The organism is Janthinobacterium sp. GW821-FHT03C08 (assembly GCF_059420905.1).
Genome location: NZ_JBWKUP010000009.1, coordinates 76280 through 94208, shown reverse-complemented (window position 1 = coordinate 94208; position 17929 = coordinate 76280). Strand labels below are relative to the sequence as shown.

19 protein-coding genes are annotated in these 17929 nt (G+C 64.6%); 11 read left to right on the top strand and 8 right to left on the bottom strand.

What is annotated here, in order from left to right; translation table 11 throughout:
* Position 1 precedes the first annotated feature (1 nt).
* The 6 genes from AC07VL_RS14435 to AC07VL_RS14410 all read left to right on the top strand — a co-directional run bounded on the left by AC07VL_RS14435 (position 2) and on the right by AC07VL_RS14410 (position 5045).
* On the top strand, positions 2–700 hold the full coding sequence (locus AC07VL_RS14435; RefSeq protein ID WP_290602027.1) for a Crp/Fnr family transcriptional regulator: 699 nt from the start codon (positions 2–4) through the stop codon (positions 698–700).
* Between the two features lie 83 nt (positions 701–783).
* A complete protein-coding gene (locus tag AC07VL_RS14430) occupies positions 784–2595 on the top strand; it encodes an aminopeptidase P family protein (protein ID WP_494806485.1) in 1812 nt (603 codons plus the stop codon).
* Positions 2595–2849, top strand: coding sequence for a hypothetical protein (locus AC07VL_RS14425; RefSeq protein ID WP_046681889.1), 255 nt, complete (start codon positions 2595–2597; stop codon positions 2847–2849). The genes AC07VL_RS14430 and AC07VL_RS14425 overlap by 1 nt, the downstream gene beginning before the upstream one ends.
* The gene (locus tag AC07VL_RS14420; protein WP_290602032.1) at positions 2850–3590 is read left to right on the top strand and encodes an MgtC/SapB family protein; all 741 of its coding nucleotides are present in this window, start codon (positions 2850–2852) and stop codon (positions 3588–3590) included.
* A gap of 15 nt (positions 3591–3605) precedes the next feature.
* Positions 3606–4193: a DUF924 family protein gene (locus AC07VL_RS14415; protein WP_494806484.1), complete on the top strand. Its 588-nt coding sequence runs from the start codon at positions 3606–3608 to the stop codon at positions 4191–4193.
* A gap of 9 nt (positions 4194–4202) precedes the next feature.
* Positions 4203–5045 (top strand): Rossmann-like and DUF2520 domain-containing protein, encoded by an 843-nt coding sequence (locus tag AC07VL_RS14410; RefSeq protein ID WP_494806483.1) that lies wholly within the window; start codon positions 4203–4205, stop codon positions 5043–5045.
* A gap of 1 nt (position 5046) precedes the next feature.
* Here the strand turns inward: AC07VL_RS14410 and AC07VL_RS14405 are convergent, their stop codons facing one another.
* Positions 5047–6501 (bottom strand): sensor domain-containing diguanylate cyclase, encoded by a 1455-nt coding sequence (locus tag AC07VL_RS14405; protein WP_494806482.1) that lies wholly within the window; start codon positions 6499–6501, stop codon positions 5047–5049.
* A gap of 298 nt (positions 6502–6799) precedes the next feature.
* Between AC07VL_RS14405 and AC07VL_RS14400 the strand changes: the two genes are divergently transcribed.
* On the top strand, positions 6800–7162 hold the full coding sequence (locus AC07VL_RS14400) for a hypothetical protein (RefSeq protein ID WP_290602038.1): 363 nt from the start codon (positions 6800–6802) through the stop codon (positions 7160–7162).
* A 142-nt stretch (positions 7163–7304) separates the two neighbouring features.
* On the opposite strand, the gene AC07VL_RS14395 is transcribed toward AC07VL_RS14400, so the two are convergent.
* Complete coding sequence (locus tag AC07VL_RS14395) at positions 7305–7886, bottom strand: putative pterin-binding protein (RefSeq protein WP_494806481.1); 582 nt, start codon at positions 7884–7886, stop codon at positions 7305–7307.
* A 225-nt stretch (positions 7887–8111) separates the two neighbouring features.
* Between AC07VL_RS14395 and AC07VL_RS14390 the strand changes: the two genes are divergently transcribed.
* Positions 8112–8693: a porin family protein gene (locus tag AC07VL_RS14390; protein ID WP_494806480.1), complete on the top strand. Its 582-nt coding sequence runs from the start codon at positions 8112–8114 to the stop codon at positions 8691–8693.
* Positions 8694–8879: 186 nt separating this feature from the next.
* Here AC07VL_RS14390 and ettA read toward each other — a convergent pair whose 3' ends face one another.
* A complete protein-coding gene (gene ettA / locus AC07VL_RS14385; RefSeq protein ID WP_076564859.1) occupies positions 8880–10547 on the bottom strand; it encodes an energy-dependent translational throttle protein EttA in 1668 nt (555 codons plus the stop codon).
* A gap of 94 nt (positions 10548–10641) precedes the next feature.
* Positions 10642–11526 (bottom strand): EamA family transporter RarD, encoded by an 885-nt coding sequence (gene rarD, locus AC07VL_RS14380; protein ID WP_494806479.1) that lies wholly within the window; start codon positions 11524–11526, stop codon positions 10642–10644.
* A 237-nt stretch (positions 11527–11763) separates the two neighbouring features.
* Here rarD and AC07VL_RS14375 point away from each other — a divergent pair, with 237 nt between their 5' ends.
* Entirely contained in the window at positions 11764–13641 is a 1878-nt protein-coding gene (locus tag AC07VL_RS14375; RefSeq protein ID WP_494806478.1) for a potassium transporter Kup, read from the top strand.
* Between the two features lie 169 nt (positions 13642–13810).
* Positions 13811–14272 carry an FKBP-type peptidyl-prolyl cis-trans isomerase gene (locus AC07VL_RS14370; RefSeq protein WP_290602047.1) on the top strand — a complete coding sequence of 154 codons (462 nt, stop codon included), beginning with the start codon at positions 13811–13813 and terminating at the stop codon, positions 14270–14272.
* A 72-nt stretch (positions 14273–14344) separates the two neighbouring features.
* On the opposite strand, the gene AC07VL_RS14365 is transcribed toward AC07VL_RS14370, so the two are convergent.
* Genes AC07VL_RS14365 through AC07VL_RS14355 form a run of 3 tightly spaced genes read right to left on the bottom strand, consistent with a single transcriptional unit; the run spans position 14345 to position 16432 of the window.
* Positions 14345–15016, bottom strand: a complete 672-nt coding sequence (locus tag AC07VL_RS14365) for a Dph6-related ATP pyrophosphatase (protein ID WP_494806477.1) — start codon at positions 15014–15016, stop codon at positions 14345–14347.
* Positions 15013–15483, bottom strand: a complete 471-nt coding sequence (locus AC07VL_RS14360; RefSeq protein ID WP_494806476.1) for a GNAT family N-acetyltransferase — start codon at positions 15481–15483, stop codon at positions 15013–15015. The genes AC07VL_RS14365 and AC07VL_RS14360 overlap by 4 nt, the downstream gene beginning before the upstream one ends.
* Positions 15484–15523: 40 nt before the next feature.
* Positions 15524–16432 (bottom strand): LysR family transcriptional regulator, encoded by a 909-nt coding sequence (locus AC07VL_RS14355; RefSeq protein WP_494806475.1) that lies wholly within the window; start codon positions 16430–16432, stop codon positions 15524–15526.
* A 120-nt stretch (positions 16433–16552) separates the two neighbouring features.
* Here AC07VL_RS14355 and AC07VL_RS14350 point away from each other — a divergent pair, with 120 nt between their 5' ends.
* The gene (locus AC07VL_RS14350) at positions 16553–17386 is read left to right on the top strand and encodes a type 1 glutamine amidotransferase domain-containing protein (RefSeq protein WP_494806474.1); all 834 of its coding nucleotides are present in this window, start codon (positions 16553–16555) and stop codon (positions 17384–17386) included.
* A 74-nt stretch (positions 17387–17460) separates the two neighbouring features.
* On the opposite strand, the gene AC07VL_RS14345 is transcribed toward AC07VL_RS14350, so the two are convergent.
* The gene (locus AC07VL_RS14345) at positions 17461–17886 is read right to left on the bottom strand and encodes an organic hydroperoxide resistance protein (RefSeq protein WP_494806473.1); all 426 of its coding nucleotides are present in this window, start codon (positions 17884–17886) and stop codon (positions 17461–17463) included.
* Between the last annotated feature and the right edge of the window lie 43 nt (positions 17887–17929).

Below are 17929 nucleotides of genomic sequence, written 5' to 3'. Positions count from 1 at the left end.
AATGACCAACCCTGATATCAGCCTCAAGGATGCCGTGCGCGCGGCCCACTGGGCGCAGCTGCTCGACCCCGTTCAACTGGCGCGGGTCGAGGCGGATGTGTTTGAAACCTTCGTGCCGAAAGGCGGCTTTGTCTGCCGCAAGGGCGAGCCGGTGGACAACTGGATCGGCGTCATCAGCGGCATGGTGAAAATGAATAATTTTTCCGCCTCCGGCAAGGCCATGACCTTCATCGGCGTGCCGCCCGGCAGCTGGTTCGGCGAAGGTTCATTGCTGAAGAATGAAATCCGCAAATACGACACCATGGCCCTGCGCGACACGCGCGTGGCGCGCCTGCCCGGCGCGACCTTCCACTGGCTGCTGGAAACGAGCTTGCCATTCACGCGCTTTTTGCTGATGCAGCTCAACGAGCGCCTGGGCCAGTTCATCGGCATGGTGGAAAACGAGCGCCTGCTGGACTTGAACACGCGCGTGGCGCGCTGCCTGGCGTCGATGTTCAACTCGCATCTGTACCCGGGCGTGGACACGCTGGTGCAGCTGTCGCAGGAGGAGATCGGCCTGCTGTCCGGCTCTTCGCGCCAGCGCGCCAACCAGGCCTTGCAGGTGCTGGAAAAGAAGGGCTTGCTGCGCCTCGATTACGGCGGCATCCGCGTGCTGGACCTCGATGGCTTGCGCCGCTATGAAGCCGATGATGGCGAATGAGGCCGCGCCGCCGGAACGCCCTGCAAGCGCCGGGCTAATCGCGGTATCATAGGCGCTTCCCAGCACCGCACCTTTTCGCCGCCATGCAGACATCCGTTCAGAGTACCCCCGCCTCCCGTTTGACCGAGCTGCGCGCCGCCATGCGCGCGCAGAGGATCGATGCGCTGATCGTGCCTTCGGCCGACCCGCACCTGTCCGAATACCTGCCGGCGCGCTGGCAGGGCCGCCAGTGGCTGTCCGGCTTCACGGGTTCCGTCGGCACCCTGGTCGTCACGCAGGATTTCGCCGGCGTATGGACCGATGGCCGCTACTGGGAACAGGCGGAAGACGAACTGACCGGCAGCGGCATCGTGCTGAAGAAAATCCCGTCCGGCGCCAGCGTGCTGTATATCGACTGGCTGGGCGAGACCATGCAGCCGGGGCAGACGGTGGCCGTCGACGGCACCGTGCTGGGCCTGGCCAATGCGCGCCTGCTGCAGCAGGCGCTGGGCGCGCAAGTGACTCTGCGCACGGACCTCGACGTGCTGCACGCCGTGTGGCCGGAGCGTCCGGCCATGCCTGCCGCGCCCGTGTACGAGCACGCGGCCGCGTATCCGGCCCTGTCGCGTACGCAGAAACTGGCGGCCCTGCGCGCCAGCATGGCGGGCCACGGCGCCAGCCACCACGTCATTTCCACGCTCGACGACATCGCGTATCTGTTCAACCTGCGCGGTGCCGACGTGCATTACAACCCCGTTTTCCTCGCGCATGCGCTGGTGGGGCCCGAGCGTACTACTTTATTCGTCGCCGACGGTAAAGTGCCTGCGGCCCTGCGCGCCACCCTGGAAGAGCAGGGCGTGGACGTGGCCGCGTATGACCGCGCGGCCGCCGCGCTGGCCGCCTTGCCGGCCGGCGCCACCTTGCTGCTCGACCCGCGCCGCATCACCTTTGGCACGCGCCAGGCCGTGGCCGACGGCGTGCGCGTGGTGGAAGCCATCAATCCCACCACGTTTGCCAAGTCGCGCAAGACGGACAGCGAAGCGGCCCATGTGCGCGCCGCCATGGAGCAGGATGGCGCCGCCCTGTGCGAATTTTTCAGCTGGCTCGATGCCACCCTGGCCGACCCGCAGCGGGCGCCGCTGACGGAAATCGGCGTCGACGAGCACCTGACGGCCGCGCGCGCGCGGCGCAGCGGCTTTGTCAGCCCCAGTTTCGGCACCATCGCCGGCTTCAATGCGCATGGCGCCATCATGCATTACCACGCCCATGCGGGCAGCGAGGCGACCATCGAGGGCGACGGCCTGCTGCTGATCGATTCCGGCGGCCAGTACCTGGGCGGCACCACGGACATCACGCGCGTGGTCCCCGTCGGCACGATCACGGCCGAACACCGGCGCGATTTCACGCTGGTCCTGCGCAGCATGATCGCCCTGTCGCGCGCGCAGTTCCCGCGCGGCGTGAAGTCGCCCATGCTGGACTCGATTGCCCGCGCGCCGCTGTGGGCCGAAGGCATCGACTTTGGCCATGGCACGGGGCACGGCGTGGGCTTCTTTTTGAACGTGCATGAAGGTCCGCAGTCGATTTCGCAGTCCGCCATGCCGGAGCCGCAGACGGCGATGGAGATCGGCATGATCACTTCCGTCGAGCCGGGCATCTACCGCCCGGGACAGTGGGGCATCCGCATCGAGAACCTGGTGCTGAACGTGCCGGCGGAGACGACGCCATTCGGCGAATTTTTGCGCTTCGAGACCTTGACCCTGTGCCCGATCGACACGCGCTGTGTCGAGCGCAGCCTGCTGCGCGACGACGAGGCGGCCTGGCTGAACGAATATCACGCCACCGTGCACGCGCGCCTGGCGCCGCTGCTTTCCGGCGACGCGCTGGCGTGGCTGGAACAGCGCACGGGAGCCATCTGATGCGCTCAACCCGCGCCACCTCCGCCATCGAGCGGCTCAAGGAACGCACCGGCAACCGCCTCTACACGATGGCGCGCACGGGCGATGAACTGTTCTTCCTCACGGAAGGTCCCGGTTTGCCGCCTCTGTGCCCGCCGCTGGAGCTGGACGCCTTCGTCGCGTTCGTGAACGGCCTGGGGCCGCAAAAGGCGCGCCGCGTCAGCAAGCTCGATGTGGCGTTTGAAAAGCAGCTGACGAAAAAGCCCCAGGACTAAATGCCGACCATTGACTTCCTGCGCGCCTACTGGTCGCCGTCCGAGCTGGCGACGAATGGCGTGATCCTGCTGAACCTGCTGGGCGCGCTGTTGCTGGGGCTCTTGGTGGGCTACGAGCGCTCGTACCATGGGCGCGCGGCCGGCATGCGTACCTACAGCCTCGTCTGCATGGCCTCGGCCGCGCTGACGGTGCTGGGTGGTTATCCCGAATTCTGGTACGGCGGCCACGGCGCCGTCGTCGGCGGCGACCCCACGCGCATCGTGCAGGGCATCGTCACCGGGGTCGGCTTCCTCGGCGCCGGCGTCATCATGCGCGAGGGGTTCAACATCAGCGGCTTGACGACGGCCGCCTCGATCTGGGCCTCTTCCGTGATCGGCATCATGGTGGGCATCGGCTTCTATCTGTCGGCCATGGGCCTGGCCTTCCTGTGCGCGATGGCGATGATTTTTCTGTCAAAATTGGAAAACTGGCTGCCGTCGCGCCACGCCGTGGCCATCACCATGCGTTTCAAGCGCGACTTCATCCCCCGTGAAGATGCGCTGCGGCGCATGGCGGCCAAGCGCGGCTACGATATCGCCAGCGGTTCGCTGACCATCGGCAGCACGGACGGCATGCAGGAATGGCGCTTCGTCGCCATCGCGCACGGCAAGAACACGGGCGCCAGCCTGTCGGCCATGTCGGCCGAACTGGCCGCCTTCGACGGCATCGCCGGCTTCCAGCTGTCGCATGCCCGCAATTAACCGGACGTCAACAGAATGAACATGGATGCGCAGGCCCAAGACGTACTCGATTTCTGGTTTCTGCCGCCGGATCACCCCGGCCATGGCCAGGCGCGCGCAGCGTGGTTTCGCAAGGACGACGCTTTCGACGCGCAGATACGCGAGCGCTTCGGCGCGCTGATCGATGCCGCCATCGCTGGCGGCTTGCGCGCATGGGAGGCGACGCCGCCTGGCGCGCTGGCGCGCATCATCGTGCTCGATCAATTCACGCGCAATGTGTATCGCGGCACACCGCGCGCGTTTGCCGGCGACAGCCAGGCGCTGGCGCTGGCCGTGTCCATGACTGCGCAAGGTCTTGACCGGCAACTGCCGCCGATGCTGCGCGCTTTCGTGTGCCTGCCGTTCGAGCACGCGGAAGACCTGGCCATGCAGGCGCGCGCCGTCGAGCTGTTCCAGCTGCTGTCGCAGGCGCAGCCCGGTTTCGAGAGCATGCTCGACTACGCCCAGCGCCACCAGGAAGTGATCGCCCGCTTCGGCCGCTTCCCCCACCGTAACGCCATCCTGGGCCGCGCTTCCTCGCCACAAGAGGTGGAATTCCTGCGCCAGCCGGGTTCGAGCTTCTAGCGCATCGCCATGCATGTGACCTTGAATATCATCGGCGCCGGCCACGTGGGCCGCGTGCTGGGACGCCTGTTCGCGCAGCTGGACGGCACGAACGGTGGCCGTATCCTGGTGCAGGATGTGCTGACGCGCTCGATGGCGTCGGCGCGCTTGGCCGTGGACTTTATCGGCGCCGGCACGCCCGTCGACAGCTACGCGGCCTTGCGCCATGCCGACGTCACCATGCTGGCCGTCTCCGACGACCAGATCGGCCCCGCTTGCGCGGCGCTGGTGGCCGAAGGACGCCAGGCGGGCGCCATCGTCTTCCACTGCAGCGGCGCGCTGGCGTCGAACGTGCTGCTGGCGGCCACGCAGGCGGGCGCCTCGGTGGCCAGTGCGCATCCGATCCGCAGCTTCGCCGACCCGGCCCAGGTGGCGGCTACGTTCGACGGCACCTTTTGCGGCGTCGAAGGCGATCCGCTGGCGCTGGCCTTCCTGACGCCAGCCTTGATCGCCATCGGCGCGCGCCCCGTACCCATCGATCCGGCCGCCAAGACGCTGTATCACGCGGCCGCCGTGTTCGCCAGCAATTACCTGGTGACGGTGCTCGATGCGGCCCTGCGCGCCTACCAGGCGGCGGGTATTCCCGAGCCCGTGGCGCGCCAACTGGCGCAGCCGCTGGTGACGGAAGCGGTGGCGAACGTGTTTCGCCTGGGCGCCGCGCCGGCGCTGTCCGGCCCCATCGCGCGTGGCGACGATGCTACCGTGCAACGCCAGTTGCAAGCGGTGCAGCAGTGGGATGCCGCCACGGGTGAACTCTACCGTTCCCTGGTGGCGCCCACGCAGGACCTGGCCCGGCGCAAGCGCGGGGAATGACTCAGGCGGCGTGCACGCCGTTGCGGCCGCCTTGTTTGGCCTGGTACAGGGCGCTGTCGGCGCGGGAAAAGAACGCCGATTCGCTTTCGTCGGGCCGGTATTCGGCTACGCCCAGGCTGATCGTCACGGGCAGCTGCGGCTCGGGCAAGCTGAAATCGTGGCGTTCGACGGCGGCGCGCAGGTTTTCAGCGACTTCCACGGCCTGTGCCAGGTTGCAGTTGTTCAGCAGCACGAGGTATTCCTCGCCGCCCCAGCGCGTGATGACGTCGCTCTCGCGCACGGTGGCGCGCGCCACGTCGGCCACGCCGCAAATGACCTTGTCGCCCCACAGATGGCCATGGGTATCGTTCACGCGCTTGAAGAAATCGATGTCGAAGAGGATGGCTGACATGGGCTGCGCATTGCGTTTGGACAATAACATGGCGCGCTGGAACAGCAGTTCCAGCGATTGGCGGTTCAACAGGCCCGTCAGCGCATCCGTCGAGGCGATGCGCTCGATGCGGCGCTGGTAGCGGTTCACCGTCAGCAGGGTCAGCAGCAACACCAGCAGGGTGACGCCGAAGCTGATGGCCAGGTTCAGGATGAACACGCCCTGCAGCGACTTGACCTCGTCGCTGACGTTCTGTTCGACGACGAGGTACCAGCCCAGCTCGGGAATGAAACGCGAGTTGACGAGGATTTGCGCGCGCCCCAGCTGGTAGGACAGATGCGTCGGCTCGCTTTGGTGGTTGACGATCTGGTCGGCGATGGAATTGACGCCAGGCAACTGATGGATGTTGCCGTGACCGTCGCGCATGGTCTTGCCCGATAGCACCAGGGTACCGGCGGCATCGACAAAATAAATGTTGCGGTGGAAACGCGCCTGGTAGCGGTCGATGATGCGGCTCATGGTGTCCAGGGTCAGGCCGATGCCCGTGGCGCCGATGAACTGGCCGTCGTAGTCGACCACGCGGTGGTTGATGAAAATGGTCATGCTGTCGCGGTTGGCCATGTCCACGTCGACATTCGTTTCGTAGTCGCTGTTTTCCATGGCGCGCACACGGTAGTACCAGATGTCGCGCGTCGCCTCCGGGCTGACGGATTTCAGCGTGCCTTCGGCGTAATAATATTTGCCGCTCTTGTCCGAGACGAGAAAGCTGGTGATGGCACCGTATTTCTTCTTCACTTCGGCCAGGTAGCGCACGATCTGCGCCGGGCTGCCTTCCCCGGCGAGTATCCAGTCGCGCACGAAGGTGTCGTGCGCCATCAGCGAGGAGATGAAGACGGGACGCAGCATGTCCTTCTGGATCTCGGAATAGATGTTGTCGCCCGTCAGGGGCAAGGTCTGGTCGGCGATGCCGTGCTCGATGGCCTTGCGCGACGCCAGGTAGCTGGCCAGGCTGGTGGCCATGAAGCCCGCCCCGAGGATCAGGGTCAGGAGAATGAGCAGGCGGTACTTGATCGACAGAAGACGCATGGGGACGAGGGTAGGCGGGCCAGGGGCGCGCGGATCCTGGCCCAGGCCGCCAAGCCGGGGACAATCTCTGCGCAAGCCAAAAGTATGCAGCAGGGTTGATATTGATGCAATGATAACTAGCTTTCCTGGCAATTTATGCTGGCGGACGCGACAAGATAACCACGACTTACCAAATAACAGCGCCGATTTGTCGACAAAGATGCAAATTAGCAATAAGATTTGACGAGGGGAATCATCGCGCATCCCCCTGTCTTGCTGCCCGTTTCCGGCGCAGGACGCCACGCGCAAGGAGTGTTGCATGTTATTTTTAAAGAGTACGTCCGTCAGCAAGGCGCCCGGCATCTATGAAGTCGATATCGCCGCCAAGCCACCCGGCAAGACCTTCGGCGTGTTCCTCGCCACCGACCCCGACCACCCGCCGCATGCCTTGCTGGGCCAGCTGAAGGCACTCGGCTACGAGAACACCTACAGCTCGCCGTATCTGCACAAGGACCAGGGCAAGGTGCTGGACCTGCATTTCCAGAAAGACGGCACGGATATCTTCAAGGGCTGGAAGACGGACGAATGCACGCACAACCTGGCGGCCATCACGGCCCTGTTCCAGGAGCACGGCATTGCCATCGCCCCGCGCGTCATGTCGATGGCGGAAGCCTACGCCTGAGCGTCGATCAAAACCTGCCGCGCGTCGGTATAGGCGGCCTGCGATGCTCGCCGCCTCGGCGGCCCCGTACAACGTTCGGTTGCGCTTCCCAGCCACCTCTCCCTTGCACTCGCTACGGTGTTGTTTGGCGTTTCAAGTAGCGTCAACCCGTTTCCACGCCGATGTGGTACAGCGCCCACGGGCAACTGGCGAACCGTTCGGCCAGGGGCAGGGCGGCGGTGGCCGCCATGCGGTCCGCATCGTAGATCGCCCATAGCGGACCCAGGCCGCCGAGCGCCATCGGCTGGCCGTCGAGGTGGGTGGCGACAATGACATGTTGCGCACGCGCCTGTGCCACGGTCAGCGCCGCCGCATAGCCGTCCACGGCGCGCAGCAGCAGGCGCGTCGCCCCGTCCTCCGGCGCGCCGGCCGCCTTCAGCACGTCTTCCAGCAACGGCCCGCGCAGCGCATGCGCCTTGCCGTCATATTCCAGGGTGGGCCGGATGGTGCGCGCCGGCAAGGCCGTCAGCGCCGCGAAGTCGAACGCCCGCGCCCGCTCAAAGCTGACCTTTTGCTTGTGCATCATCTGGTCGCGCACGGCATCGAATGGACCACGGTTGGGCTTGGCTATGCTGCCCGTGACGGTCAGCAGGGCCGGTCCGCGCAGGGCCGCCGGCGCCGCGCGGGCGATGGCCGGCAGCGTGGCCGCCGTCACGGCAGCGGCAAGAAACTGGCGTTTGTGCATGCACTTCTCCTCGTCGGCTGACTAGCCTTAATTCCCTTAAGTCTATCTTAAGTTCGCTCAACAGGGCGCATCTTGTGGTTATTGTCAGTTTGGAATGTCGACTTACATCTTGTCACAGTTCTTACGGAATGGAGAAAGACGTAGCTTTTTGTGGCTGTTATTGTGTAGTCATCGCACTTCGCTGAACTGCGAATCACGGCACTTCAACTAATTGAAAGAGAGAACATGATGAAAAAGAAAATCCTGTTTGCAATGATCGCTTCCGTTACCGCATTGACCGGCATGAGCGCCGCGCACGCTGAAGGCGCCTACGTGGGTGCCGGCATTACCGGCAACCGCTACAATTTTGATGTTCCTGGCGCCACCAGCGCCGACAACCACAGCGGCTACAAGGCTGGCGGCAAGGTGTTCGCCGGCTATGACTTCGACAAGACCTGGGCAGTCGAAGGCGGCTACGCTGATTTCGGCAGCAAGGATTACAGCTATGTCACCGGCGCCGGCAACGGTTCCGTGAAAAGCGATTCGCACGGCTACTACCTGGCCGGCAAGGCCACCATGCCCGTGACCGACAAGGTGGGCGTGTTCGGCAAGCTGGGCGTGGCCCGCGTCGACAATAGCCTGAGCGGCACGGGCCTGTCGAGCGGCGTAACGGGCGAGAACAAGACGGGCGTGTACGCCTCCCTCGGCGCCCAGTATGCGATCAACGAGAAAGTCTCGCTGACGGCGGAAGTGGAACACTTCGGCAAGAGCGCCGACCAGGGCCACAAGGCGACCGGCATCGCGCTGGGCGCACGCTACAACTTCTAAAAACCTACTGCCCGGCACGCTTTGCGGCCTCCGATGCTCACTGCCTCGGCGGCCCCGTGCTATAGCACAGCTCCGCTTCTCAGCCACAATTCGTTGCCGCTCGCTACGGTTTTAAAAACTGGAAGTGTGCTGAAAAAAAAGGCAGTCACCGCGAGGTGACTGCCTTTTTGCATTGCCGGACCTATATTACGTGGTCAGCGGCTTGTAGCGGATGCGCTTCGGCTTGGCGCCTTCTTCACCCAGGCGTTTCTTCTTGTCGGCTTCGTATTCCTGATAGTTGCCGTCAAAGAAGGTCACTTGCGAGTTGCCTTCGAAAGCGAGGATGTGCGTGGCGATACGGTCGAGGAACCAGCGGTCATGGGAAATGACCATGACGCTGCCGGCAAATTCCAGCAGGGCGTCTTCCAGCGCGCGCAGGGTTTCCACGTCCAGATCGTTCGACGGTTCATCAAGCAGCAGGACGTTGCCGCCCATCAACAGGGTTTTCGCCAGGTGCAAGCGGCCGCGTTCACCGCCGGACAGGTTGCCCACCTGCTTCTGCTGGTCCGAACCCTTGAAGTTGAAGCGGCCCAGGTAGGCGCGCGACGGCATTTCGAAACGGCCCACCGTCAGCATGTCGGCGCCGCCGGACACGTCTTCAAAGACGGTCTTGTTGTCAGCGAGGCTATCGCGGTTCTGGTCGACGATGGACACGCGTGCCGTCTGGCCGATGGCCACTTCGCCGCTGTCCGGCGTTTCCTTGCCCGTGATCATCTTGAACAGGGTCGATTTACCGGCGCCGTTGGGGCCGATGATGCCGACGATGGCGCCCGGCGGCACGGTAAAGCTCAGGTTATCGATCAGCAAGCGGTCGCCGAACGCCTTCGACACGTTCTTGAACTCGATGACTTCATTGCCCAGGCGTTCGGCCACGGGAATGAAGATCTCCTGCGTTTCGTTGCGCTTCTGGTATTCGTGCTCGGACAGCTCGTTGAAGCGGGCCAGGCGGGCTTTCGACTTGGCCTGGCGCGCTTTCGGGTTCTGGCGCGACCACTCCAGTTCCTTCTGCAGCGCTTTCTGGCGCGCCGATTCCGTCGCCTCTTCCTGCTTCAGGCGCGCTTGCTTCTGGTCCAGCCAGGTCGAGTAGTTGCCCTTCCATGGAATGCCGTGGCCGCGGTCCAGTTCCAGGATCCACTCGGCCGCGTTGTCGAGGAAGTAGCGGTCATGGGTGATGGCCACGACGGTGCCGGGGAAGCGCAGCAGGAATTGTTCCAGCCAGTCCACCGATTCCGCATCCAGATGGTTGGTCGGCTCGTCGAGCAGCAGCATGTCCGGTTTCGAGAGCAGCAGCTTGCACAGCGCCACGCGGCGCTTTTCACCGCCGGACAGCACGCCGATCTTGGCGTCCCATGGCGGCAGGCGCAGCGCGTCGGCGGCCATTTCCAGCTGCAAATTCAGATTGCCGCCGTCGGAGGTCGAGATGATCGCTTCCAGGCGCGCCTGTTCCGTGGCCAGGGCGTCGAAATCGGCGTCTTCCTCGGCATACGCGGCGTACACGGCTTCCAGCTTGGCTTGCGCTTCAAATACTTCGCCCAGGCCCGATTCGACTTCCTGGCGCACGGTCTTTTCCGGGTCCAGCTGCGGTTCCTGCGGCAGGTAGCCGATGTTCAGGCCCGGCATCGGCACGGCTTCGCCCTGGATGTCGGTGTCGATGCCTGCCATGATTTTCAGCAGGGTCGATTTGCCGGAGCCGTTCAGGCCCAGCACGCCGATCTTCGCGCCTGGGAAGAAGGACAGGGAAATATCTTTCAGAATCTGGCGCTTGGGCGGGACGATTTTGCCCACGCGATTCATGGTGTAGACGTAATTTGCCATTAGAAATCTCGGGTGATATACAAAGACGGACAGGATACGGTAAACGCCCGCTTCCGGCCAGCGCTGCGCGCTGCCGGGCCGGGCAAAGAGGCGATTACGCCGCCAGGCGGGTGCGGCGGCCGTTCCACAGCCCTTCGGCCGCATACAGGGCCAGCGCCGTCCAGATGACGAGGAAGCCCAGCATGCGCTCGGGCGTGAACGATTCGTGGAAGACCCAGACGCCGATCAGCAGCTGGCCCGTGGGCGCGATGTATTGCAGCAGGCCCAGCACGGCCAGCGGCAGGCGGCGCGCGCCGGCCGCGAACAGCAGCAGGGGGATGGCCGTGATGGGGCCGGATGCCAGCAGCAGGGCGCGCGTGGCGGTGGAATCCGTATTGACGAAGCCGCTCTGGCCCTGCCAGCCCAGCCACAGCATGTAGGCCAGCGCCAGGGGGAACAGGATCAGGGTTTCGAACGACAGCCCTTCCAGCGCGCCCAGCGCGGCCGTCTTGCGCAGCAAGCCATAGCCGCCGAAGGTGGCCGCCAGCAGCAGGGCGATCCACGGCACCTGACCCGCCTGCCAGGTGAGCCAGGCCACGCCGCAGGCGGCCAGGGCGATGGCCAGCCACTGCAGGCGGCGCAGGCGCTCGTGCAGCAGCAAAAAGCCCAGCATGACGTTGATCAGGGGCGTAATGAAGTAGCCGAGGCTGGCGTCGACCACGTGGCCATTCTTGACGGCCCAGATATAGATGAACCAGTTGGCGGAGAGCAGAAATGCGCTGGCAACGAAGCTGGCCACCACTTTCGGCTGGCTCCTCAGGCTGCCCAGCCAGCGCCACTGGCGGCGCACGGTGAGCACGATGCCCAGGAACAACAGCGACCAGACCATGCGGTGGGCCAGGATTTCCTGCGGTGCAATTTCGCCGATGGCATGGAAATACAGGGGAAACAGGCCCCAGCACAGGAAGGCGAGGGAGGCGTACAACATGCCTGGATTCATGATGGCGTTCGCTCCGGAGTAGACAGTCTGTCATTATCGCTGAAAACACACGGGGCTGCCCGGCGCCGCTGGCGAGGCGTAGAATGGCAACAAATCAACGGCCGCACGCGCGCGCAAGCGGGCGCCGCGGCATAAAACAACGACCTTGGGGCAGCCCGGAACCATGCAAAAATACTCTTGCTATTTGCTAATACCTATCATATTGTGCGATGCAACAAAACAAAAACGGGTGCAATCTTGACGTCGGAACACAAAAAAAGCAGCCTGGTCGGCTTGACACTGGCTGCTGTGGGCATCGTCTATGGCGATATCGGCACCAGTCCCCTGTACACCCTGAAAACGGTCTTCGACCCGACCCACGGCCTGTCCGTCACGCATAACAACTTGCTGGGCATCGTCTCGCTGATCTTCTGGGGCCTGACCCTGATCGTCTCCCTCAAGTACGTGACCCTGGTGCTGCGCGCCGACAACCGCGGCGAGGGCGGCATCATGGCCCTGATGGCGCTGGTGCTGTCGTCCGTCAGCAAGTCGTCGCGCTGGCACGTGCCGCTGATGGTGATCGGCGTGTTCGGCGCCACCCTGTTCTATGGCGACAGCGTGATCACGCCGGCCATATCCGTGCTGTCGGCCATCGAGGGCCTGGAAGTGGCCACGCCCGCCTTCAGCCCCTACGTCGTGTGGCTGACGATCGCCGTGCTGGTGGGGCTGTATTCCGTGCAGTCGCACGGCACGGCCGGCATCGGCCGCTTCTTCGCCCCCATCATGCTGATCTGGTTTATCGCGCTGGCCTGCATGGGCGTGGTCAACATCATCAAGTCGCCGGCCATCCTGGCCGCCGTCAATCCCCTGCACGCGGTGGCTTTCCTGCTGGACAATGGCCGCATCGCCTTCCTGTCGCTGGGCGCCGTGGTGCTGGCGCTGACGGGCGCCGAGGCGCTGTACGCCGACATGGGCCACTTCGGCAAGAAGCCCATCCGCATGGCCTGGTTCCTGATCGCCTTTCCCGCGCTGGCCTTGAATTACCTGGGCCAGGGCGGCCTGCTGCTGGCGCATCCGGAAGCCATTTCCAATCCGTTCTACCAGCAGCTGGGCGCCTGGAGCGTGTATCCGCTGGTGATTTTGTCGACCATGGCCACCGTGATCGCTTCGCAGGCCACCATTTCCGGCACCTTCTCGATGACCAAGCAAGCCATCGCGCTGGGCTTCTTGCCGCGCATGCGCGTGCGTCACACGTCGGAAAGCGAAATCGGCCAGATCTACATCCCCGCCGTCAACTGGCTGCAGCTGGCCGTCGTGCTGATGGCCGTCGTCGGCTTCGGTTCCTCGGAAAAGCTGGCCGCCGCCTACGGCATTGCGGTGACGGCCACCATGCTGGCGACCACCATCCTGACCTTCTTCGTCATCCGCTACCGCTGGAAGATGAATTTGCTGCTGTGCTGGGCCGCCACGGGCTTCTTCCTGATCATCGACGTCAACCTGTTCTCGGCCAGCGCCCTGAAACTGTTCCACGGCGGCTGGTTCCCGCTGCTGCTGGGCGCCATCCTGTTCATCGTCATGCTGACCTGGAAGCGGGGCCGCCAACTGGTGTTCCAGAACCTGGAAAAGCACGCGATCCCGCTCGACGACTTCCTCTCGTCGCTGTTCATCGCGCCGCCGCTGCGCGTGCCCGGCACGGCCATCTTCCTGCGCGGCGAAACGGATGGCGTGCCGCATGCGCTGCTGCATAACTTGTTGCACAACAAGGTGTTGCATGAAAGAGTCATTTTCCTTACCGTCTACATGCATGAAGAGCCGTGGGTGGCGCCGTCCGAGCGCGTGCGCGTGGTGGACCTGGGCCATCAGTGCTATCAGGTCAACGTGCACTATGGCTTCAAGGACGAACCCGACATTCCGGATGCGCTGGCGCAATGCGCGCAGCAGGGACTGGACTTCGAGATGATGGAAACGTCGTTCTTCATCGCCCGCCAGACCATCATTTCGACGCCGGGTGCCGGCATGATGCCGTGGCGCGAACACCTGTTCGTCACCATGTCGCGCAATGCGCGCACGGCGGCCGACTATTATCAGATCCCCAGCAACCGGGTCATCGAACTGGGCACGCAGGTGGAAATCTGAGCGGCGGGGCGCGGCGAAATGGTTGTTTTGTCAATGTTGTATTGATACACCATTTACCGCCGTGCTTACGTCTGCTTACAAATGGGCTGCGCGACTCCTGTTAAACTCCAGCCCGTACCGGTCCGCACCGTACGGGCCCCAGTCACACTCCAATATTTAAAGGGAAACCATGAAATCGGTATTTCAATTGATCGCCACGCTCGCTTGCGCCGTGGCACTGACCGCCTGCGGCGCCGCCGCAAACACCGAGAAGCCGGTCGTGCTCGATCCGAATACGCAGGTGAAGGAACTGACCATTACCGATACCGTGGTCGGCACCGGCGTGGCAGCGGCGGCGGGAGATACCCTGACGGTGACGTACACGGGCTGGCTGTATGACGCGAGCAAGCCGGGCAACAAGGGCACGCAGTTCGATGCGACCGCAGCGAACGTCGGCTTTACTTTCCCGCTGGGCATCGGCCGGGTCATCCTGGGCTGGGACCGCGGCCTGGTCGGCATGCAGGTGGGCGGCACGCGCACCCTGGCCATTCCCTATGACCTCGGCTATGGCACGGCGGGCAGCCTGCCGAAGATTCCCGGCTACGCCGGCTTGCTGTTCGAGGTCAAGCTGATCGGCGTGACGAAAAAGTAAGCGTGCAAGGCGGCTGACGAAAGGGCGATTCCACGGAATCGCCCTTTTTGCTTTGGGGGCAGGATTGCCCCTTCAGGCCGGCGCCAGTTCCTGGAAGTAATACGTGGCGCCGCCCAGGTCGGCCGGCGCGTCATATTGCAGCACCTGCGTGCGGCGCAGGGCGACCGGGGCGCTGAAGGCGGGGCCATCGTAGACGAAGGTGTGGAACTCGCCATTTTCGCCGCAGGCGTCGACGCCGGGCGGCAGGTCGGCCAGGAAGGCGGCGTCGAACTCGCGCCCGCAGAATTCACGCGGCAGGTGCCGGCCATTGATGCACACGACGATGGCCTTGAAGCCGGCGGCGAGAAATTCGTCCACCAGCGCGCGCCGCGCTTCTCCCCACAGGGGCAAATGGGCCGTCAGGCCGGCCGCGGCGCAGACTTTTTCTTCCCAGTCGCGGTGCGGCTGCAGGTCGATGTCGCCAAAGATGGCGTGGCCTATGCCCTCGGCCTTCGCCGCGCGTAACGTGGCGATGAACTGTGCTTCATAGCTGGCCCAGCTGGCGTGATAGCGCTGCAGGCGCGCGCCCAGGCTGGCGGCCTGGGCTTCGAGCAGCTCGGGCGGCACGCCGTGCGAGCGCGACTTGCGGCCGTCTTCATCCATGGCCGTGACCAGCAGCGGCACGGCCATGCCGGCGTTGCGCGCGCGCCACAGCGCCAGGCAGGAATCCTTGCCGCCGCTCCAGGAAATCAGGGCCGTCGTCATGCGGCTGTCTCCACCGCGCGCAGCATGTCGACGTGCTGTATGCCGTCTTCATCGTAGGGCGCGCTGACGGTGACGAAGCCGAAGGACTGGTAGAAGTGCTCCAGGTATTGCTGCGCGCCGATGCGGATGGCGTGGCCCGGGTGCTGGCGCTCGGCGCGCGCGATGCCCTCAAGCAGCAGCTGCTTGCCCGCGCCCGTGCTGCGCGCCTCGGGCGCCGTCAGCACGCGGCCCAGCGACATTTCCACATACTTGGCGCCCGGCGCCAGCACGCGCAGGTAGGCCGCCAGCCGGCGCTGGCCATCGGCCGTTTGCCAGCCCAGCAAGTGCATGGCGTGCTGGTCGTGTCCGTCCAGGTCCGGATACAGGCATTGCTGCTCCAGCACGAACACGCGCTGGCGCAAGGCCAGCACCTGGTACAAGTCGTGGGGGCCGAGTTCGTCGAACGTGTTCCATTGCCAGCTGATCATGGGTCATCCTTGATTGAGAGTGGCCGTGATTTTACCGGCTTCACGCCGCCGGCGTGGGATAGCGCTGCGCATACCACTGCTTCAGGTGCTCGATGCAGCGTGTCACGCGGGGCGCCACCAGCTGGCGCGACGGGTAGATGGCAAACAGCGCCAGGCTGGGGCGCTCGATGTCGGGGAACAGCTCGACCAGGGCGCCGCTGGCCAGTTCTTCGCGGCAGACGAAGGTGGGCAGGATGCCGATGCCCAGTCCCCGCAGGATCAGGCTGCGCATGAACAGCGTGTTGTTGGTGCGGACCCAGTTCGGCACTTCGATGTCGCTGTGCGGCCCCGCATGGCGCAACGGCCAGCGGCTGCCGAACAGGGCGTGGCTGTAGATGAAGCAGCGCTGGCGCGTCAGGTCCATGGGGTCCTGCAGGGGGCCGTGGCGCTCCAGGTAGGCGGGCGCGCAGCAGATGTGCAGGCGGTAGTCGTGGATATGCCGCGCCACGTAGCTCGAATCCGTGAGCGCCGTGGTGACGCGAAAGCCCAGGTCGTAGTTGGCGGCCGCCAGGTCCACGTATTCATCCTTCAGGTCGACGTCGAGGCGCAGCGCTGGCCAGTCGGCCATGAAGTCGGCGAGGCCCTCGGCCAGCTCGCCCACGCCCAGAGACAAGGGCGCGTTGATGCGCAGGCGGCCCGTCACGTGGGCCGTGGAATGGGCCACCATGTCCTCGGCCTGCGCCAGCTCGTCGAGCAGCTTGCGGCAGTGCTCGAGGTAGGCGGCGCCCGTTTCCGTCAGGGCCAGCTGGCGCGTGGTGCGCGTCATCAGGCGCCCGCCCAGTTCCTGCTCCAGCTGGCCGACGCGCCGGCTCACGTAGGACGCGGACAGGTCCAGTTCATCGGCCGCGCGGCGAAAGCTGCCCAGCTCGGCCACGCGGCGAAACAGCTGCATCGCCTGCAATTTATCCATGTCGCTCCCATTCAGCGTCTGTATTCAGACCTATTACGCATCAGTCTTCTGCATTATTCATCATTTTTCTGTATTTTGATTCGGAATATGCTGGTGTCCTCTCTACAGAAAGGCCACACCATGAAAAAATTACTTCTCAGCAGCCTGCTGCTCGCCGCCTTTTCCACCGCCCAGGCGGCCGACGTCCTCGTCGTGCTGTCCGACGCCAACCACCTCGACCTGCGCGACGGCAAGGTCTTCCCGACGGGTTTCTATCTGAATGAACTGATGCAGCCCGTGAAGCAGCTGCTCGACGCGGGCCACACGGTGACGTTCGCCACGCCGCAGGGCCAGGCGCCGACCCTGGATGCCAGCTCGGATACGGATGCCTATTTTGGCGGCGACGCGGCCGCGCATGCGGCGCACAAGGCGCTGCTGGAGCGGCTGGCGCTGACGGTGCCGGGCCGCTCGCCCGTGATCAGCCTGAAACGGGTGGAACAGATCGGCTATGGCCACTACGCGGCAGTGCTGGTGCCGGGCGGCCACGCGCCCATGCAGGATCTGTTGAAGGATGCCAGCCTGGGCGCGCTGCTGCGCCAGTTCCACGCGGACGGCAAGCCGACGGCGCTGCTGTGCCACGGTCCCATCGCCCTGCTGTCGGCCCTGCCGCAGGCGCAGGCATTCACGGCCGCGCTGGAAGCGGGCCGCACGCCCGCCAAGCCGGCGGACTGGATCTACAGCGGCTACCGCATGACGGTGATCAGCAACGAGGAGGAGCAGGCGGCGCAGGGCGCGCTGAAGGGCGGATTGATGAAGTTCTATCCGCAGTCGGGCTTGCAGGCGGCCGGCGCGCACTATGTGCAGAACCAGGCGCCGTGGACGAGCAACGTGGTGGTCGACCGCGAACTGATCACGGGACAGAATCCCGCCTCGGCGCCGGCCCTGGCGCAGCAGCTGCTGCGGGCGCTGCGCTGAAGCAAACATCCCCGGCGGCGCCAGGTGGCGTGGCCGGGGATTCCAACGCGCGCGGTGCCGCGTTGTTTACGCCATTACACGATCGTCAGGGTGACGTCGATGTTGCCGCGCGTGGCGTTCGAGTACGGGCAGACGATGTGGGCGGCGGCGACCAGCGCTTCGGCGGCGGCGCGCTCCATGCCCGGCAGCGAGATCTTCAGTTCCACTTCGATGCCGAAGCCCGTCTCGATGGCGCCGATGCCGACGTTGCCTTCGATGGACAGGTCCGCCGGCACGGCGATCTTGTCGCGGCCGGCGACGAATTTCATGGCGCCGATGAAGCAGGCCGAGTAGCCGGCGGCGAACAGTTGTTCCGGATTGGTGCCGACGGCGCCATTGCCGCCCAGTTCTTTCGGCGTGGTCAGTTTCACGTCCAGCACATTGTCGGACGAGACGGCACGGCCTTCGCGGCCTCCGGTGGCGGTGGCTTGAGCGCGGTACAGGACTTGTTTGATCGACATGATGGTGTTCCTCGGTGAGTTAAATAGTTAACGACTAAATAGT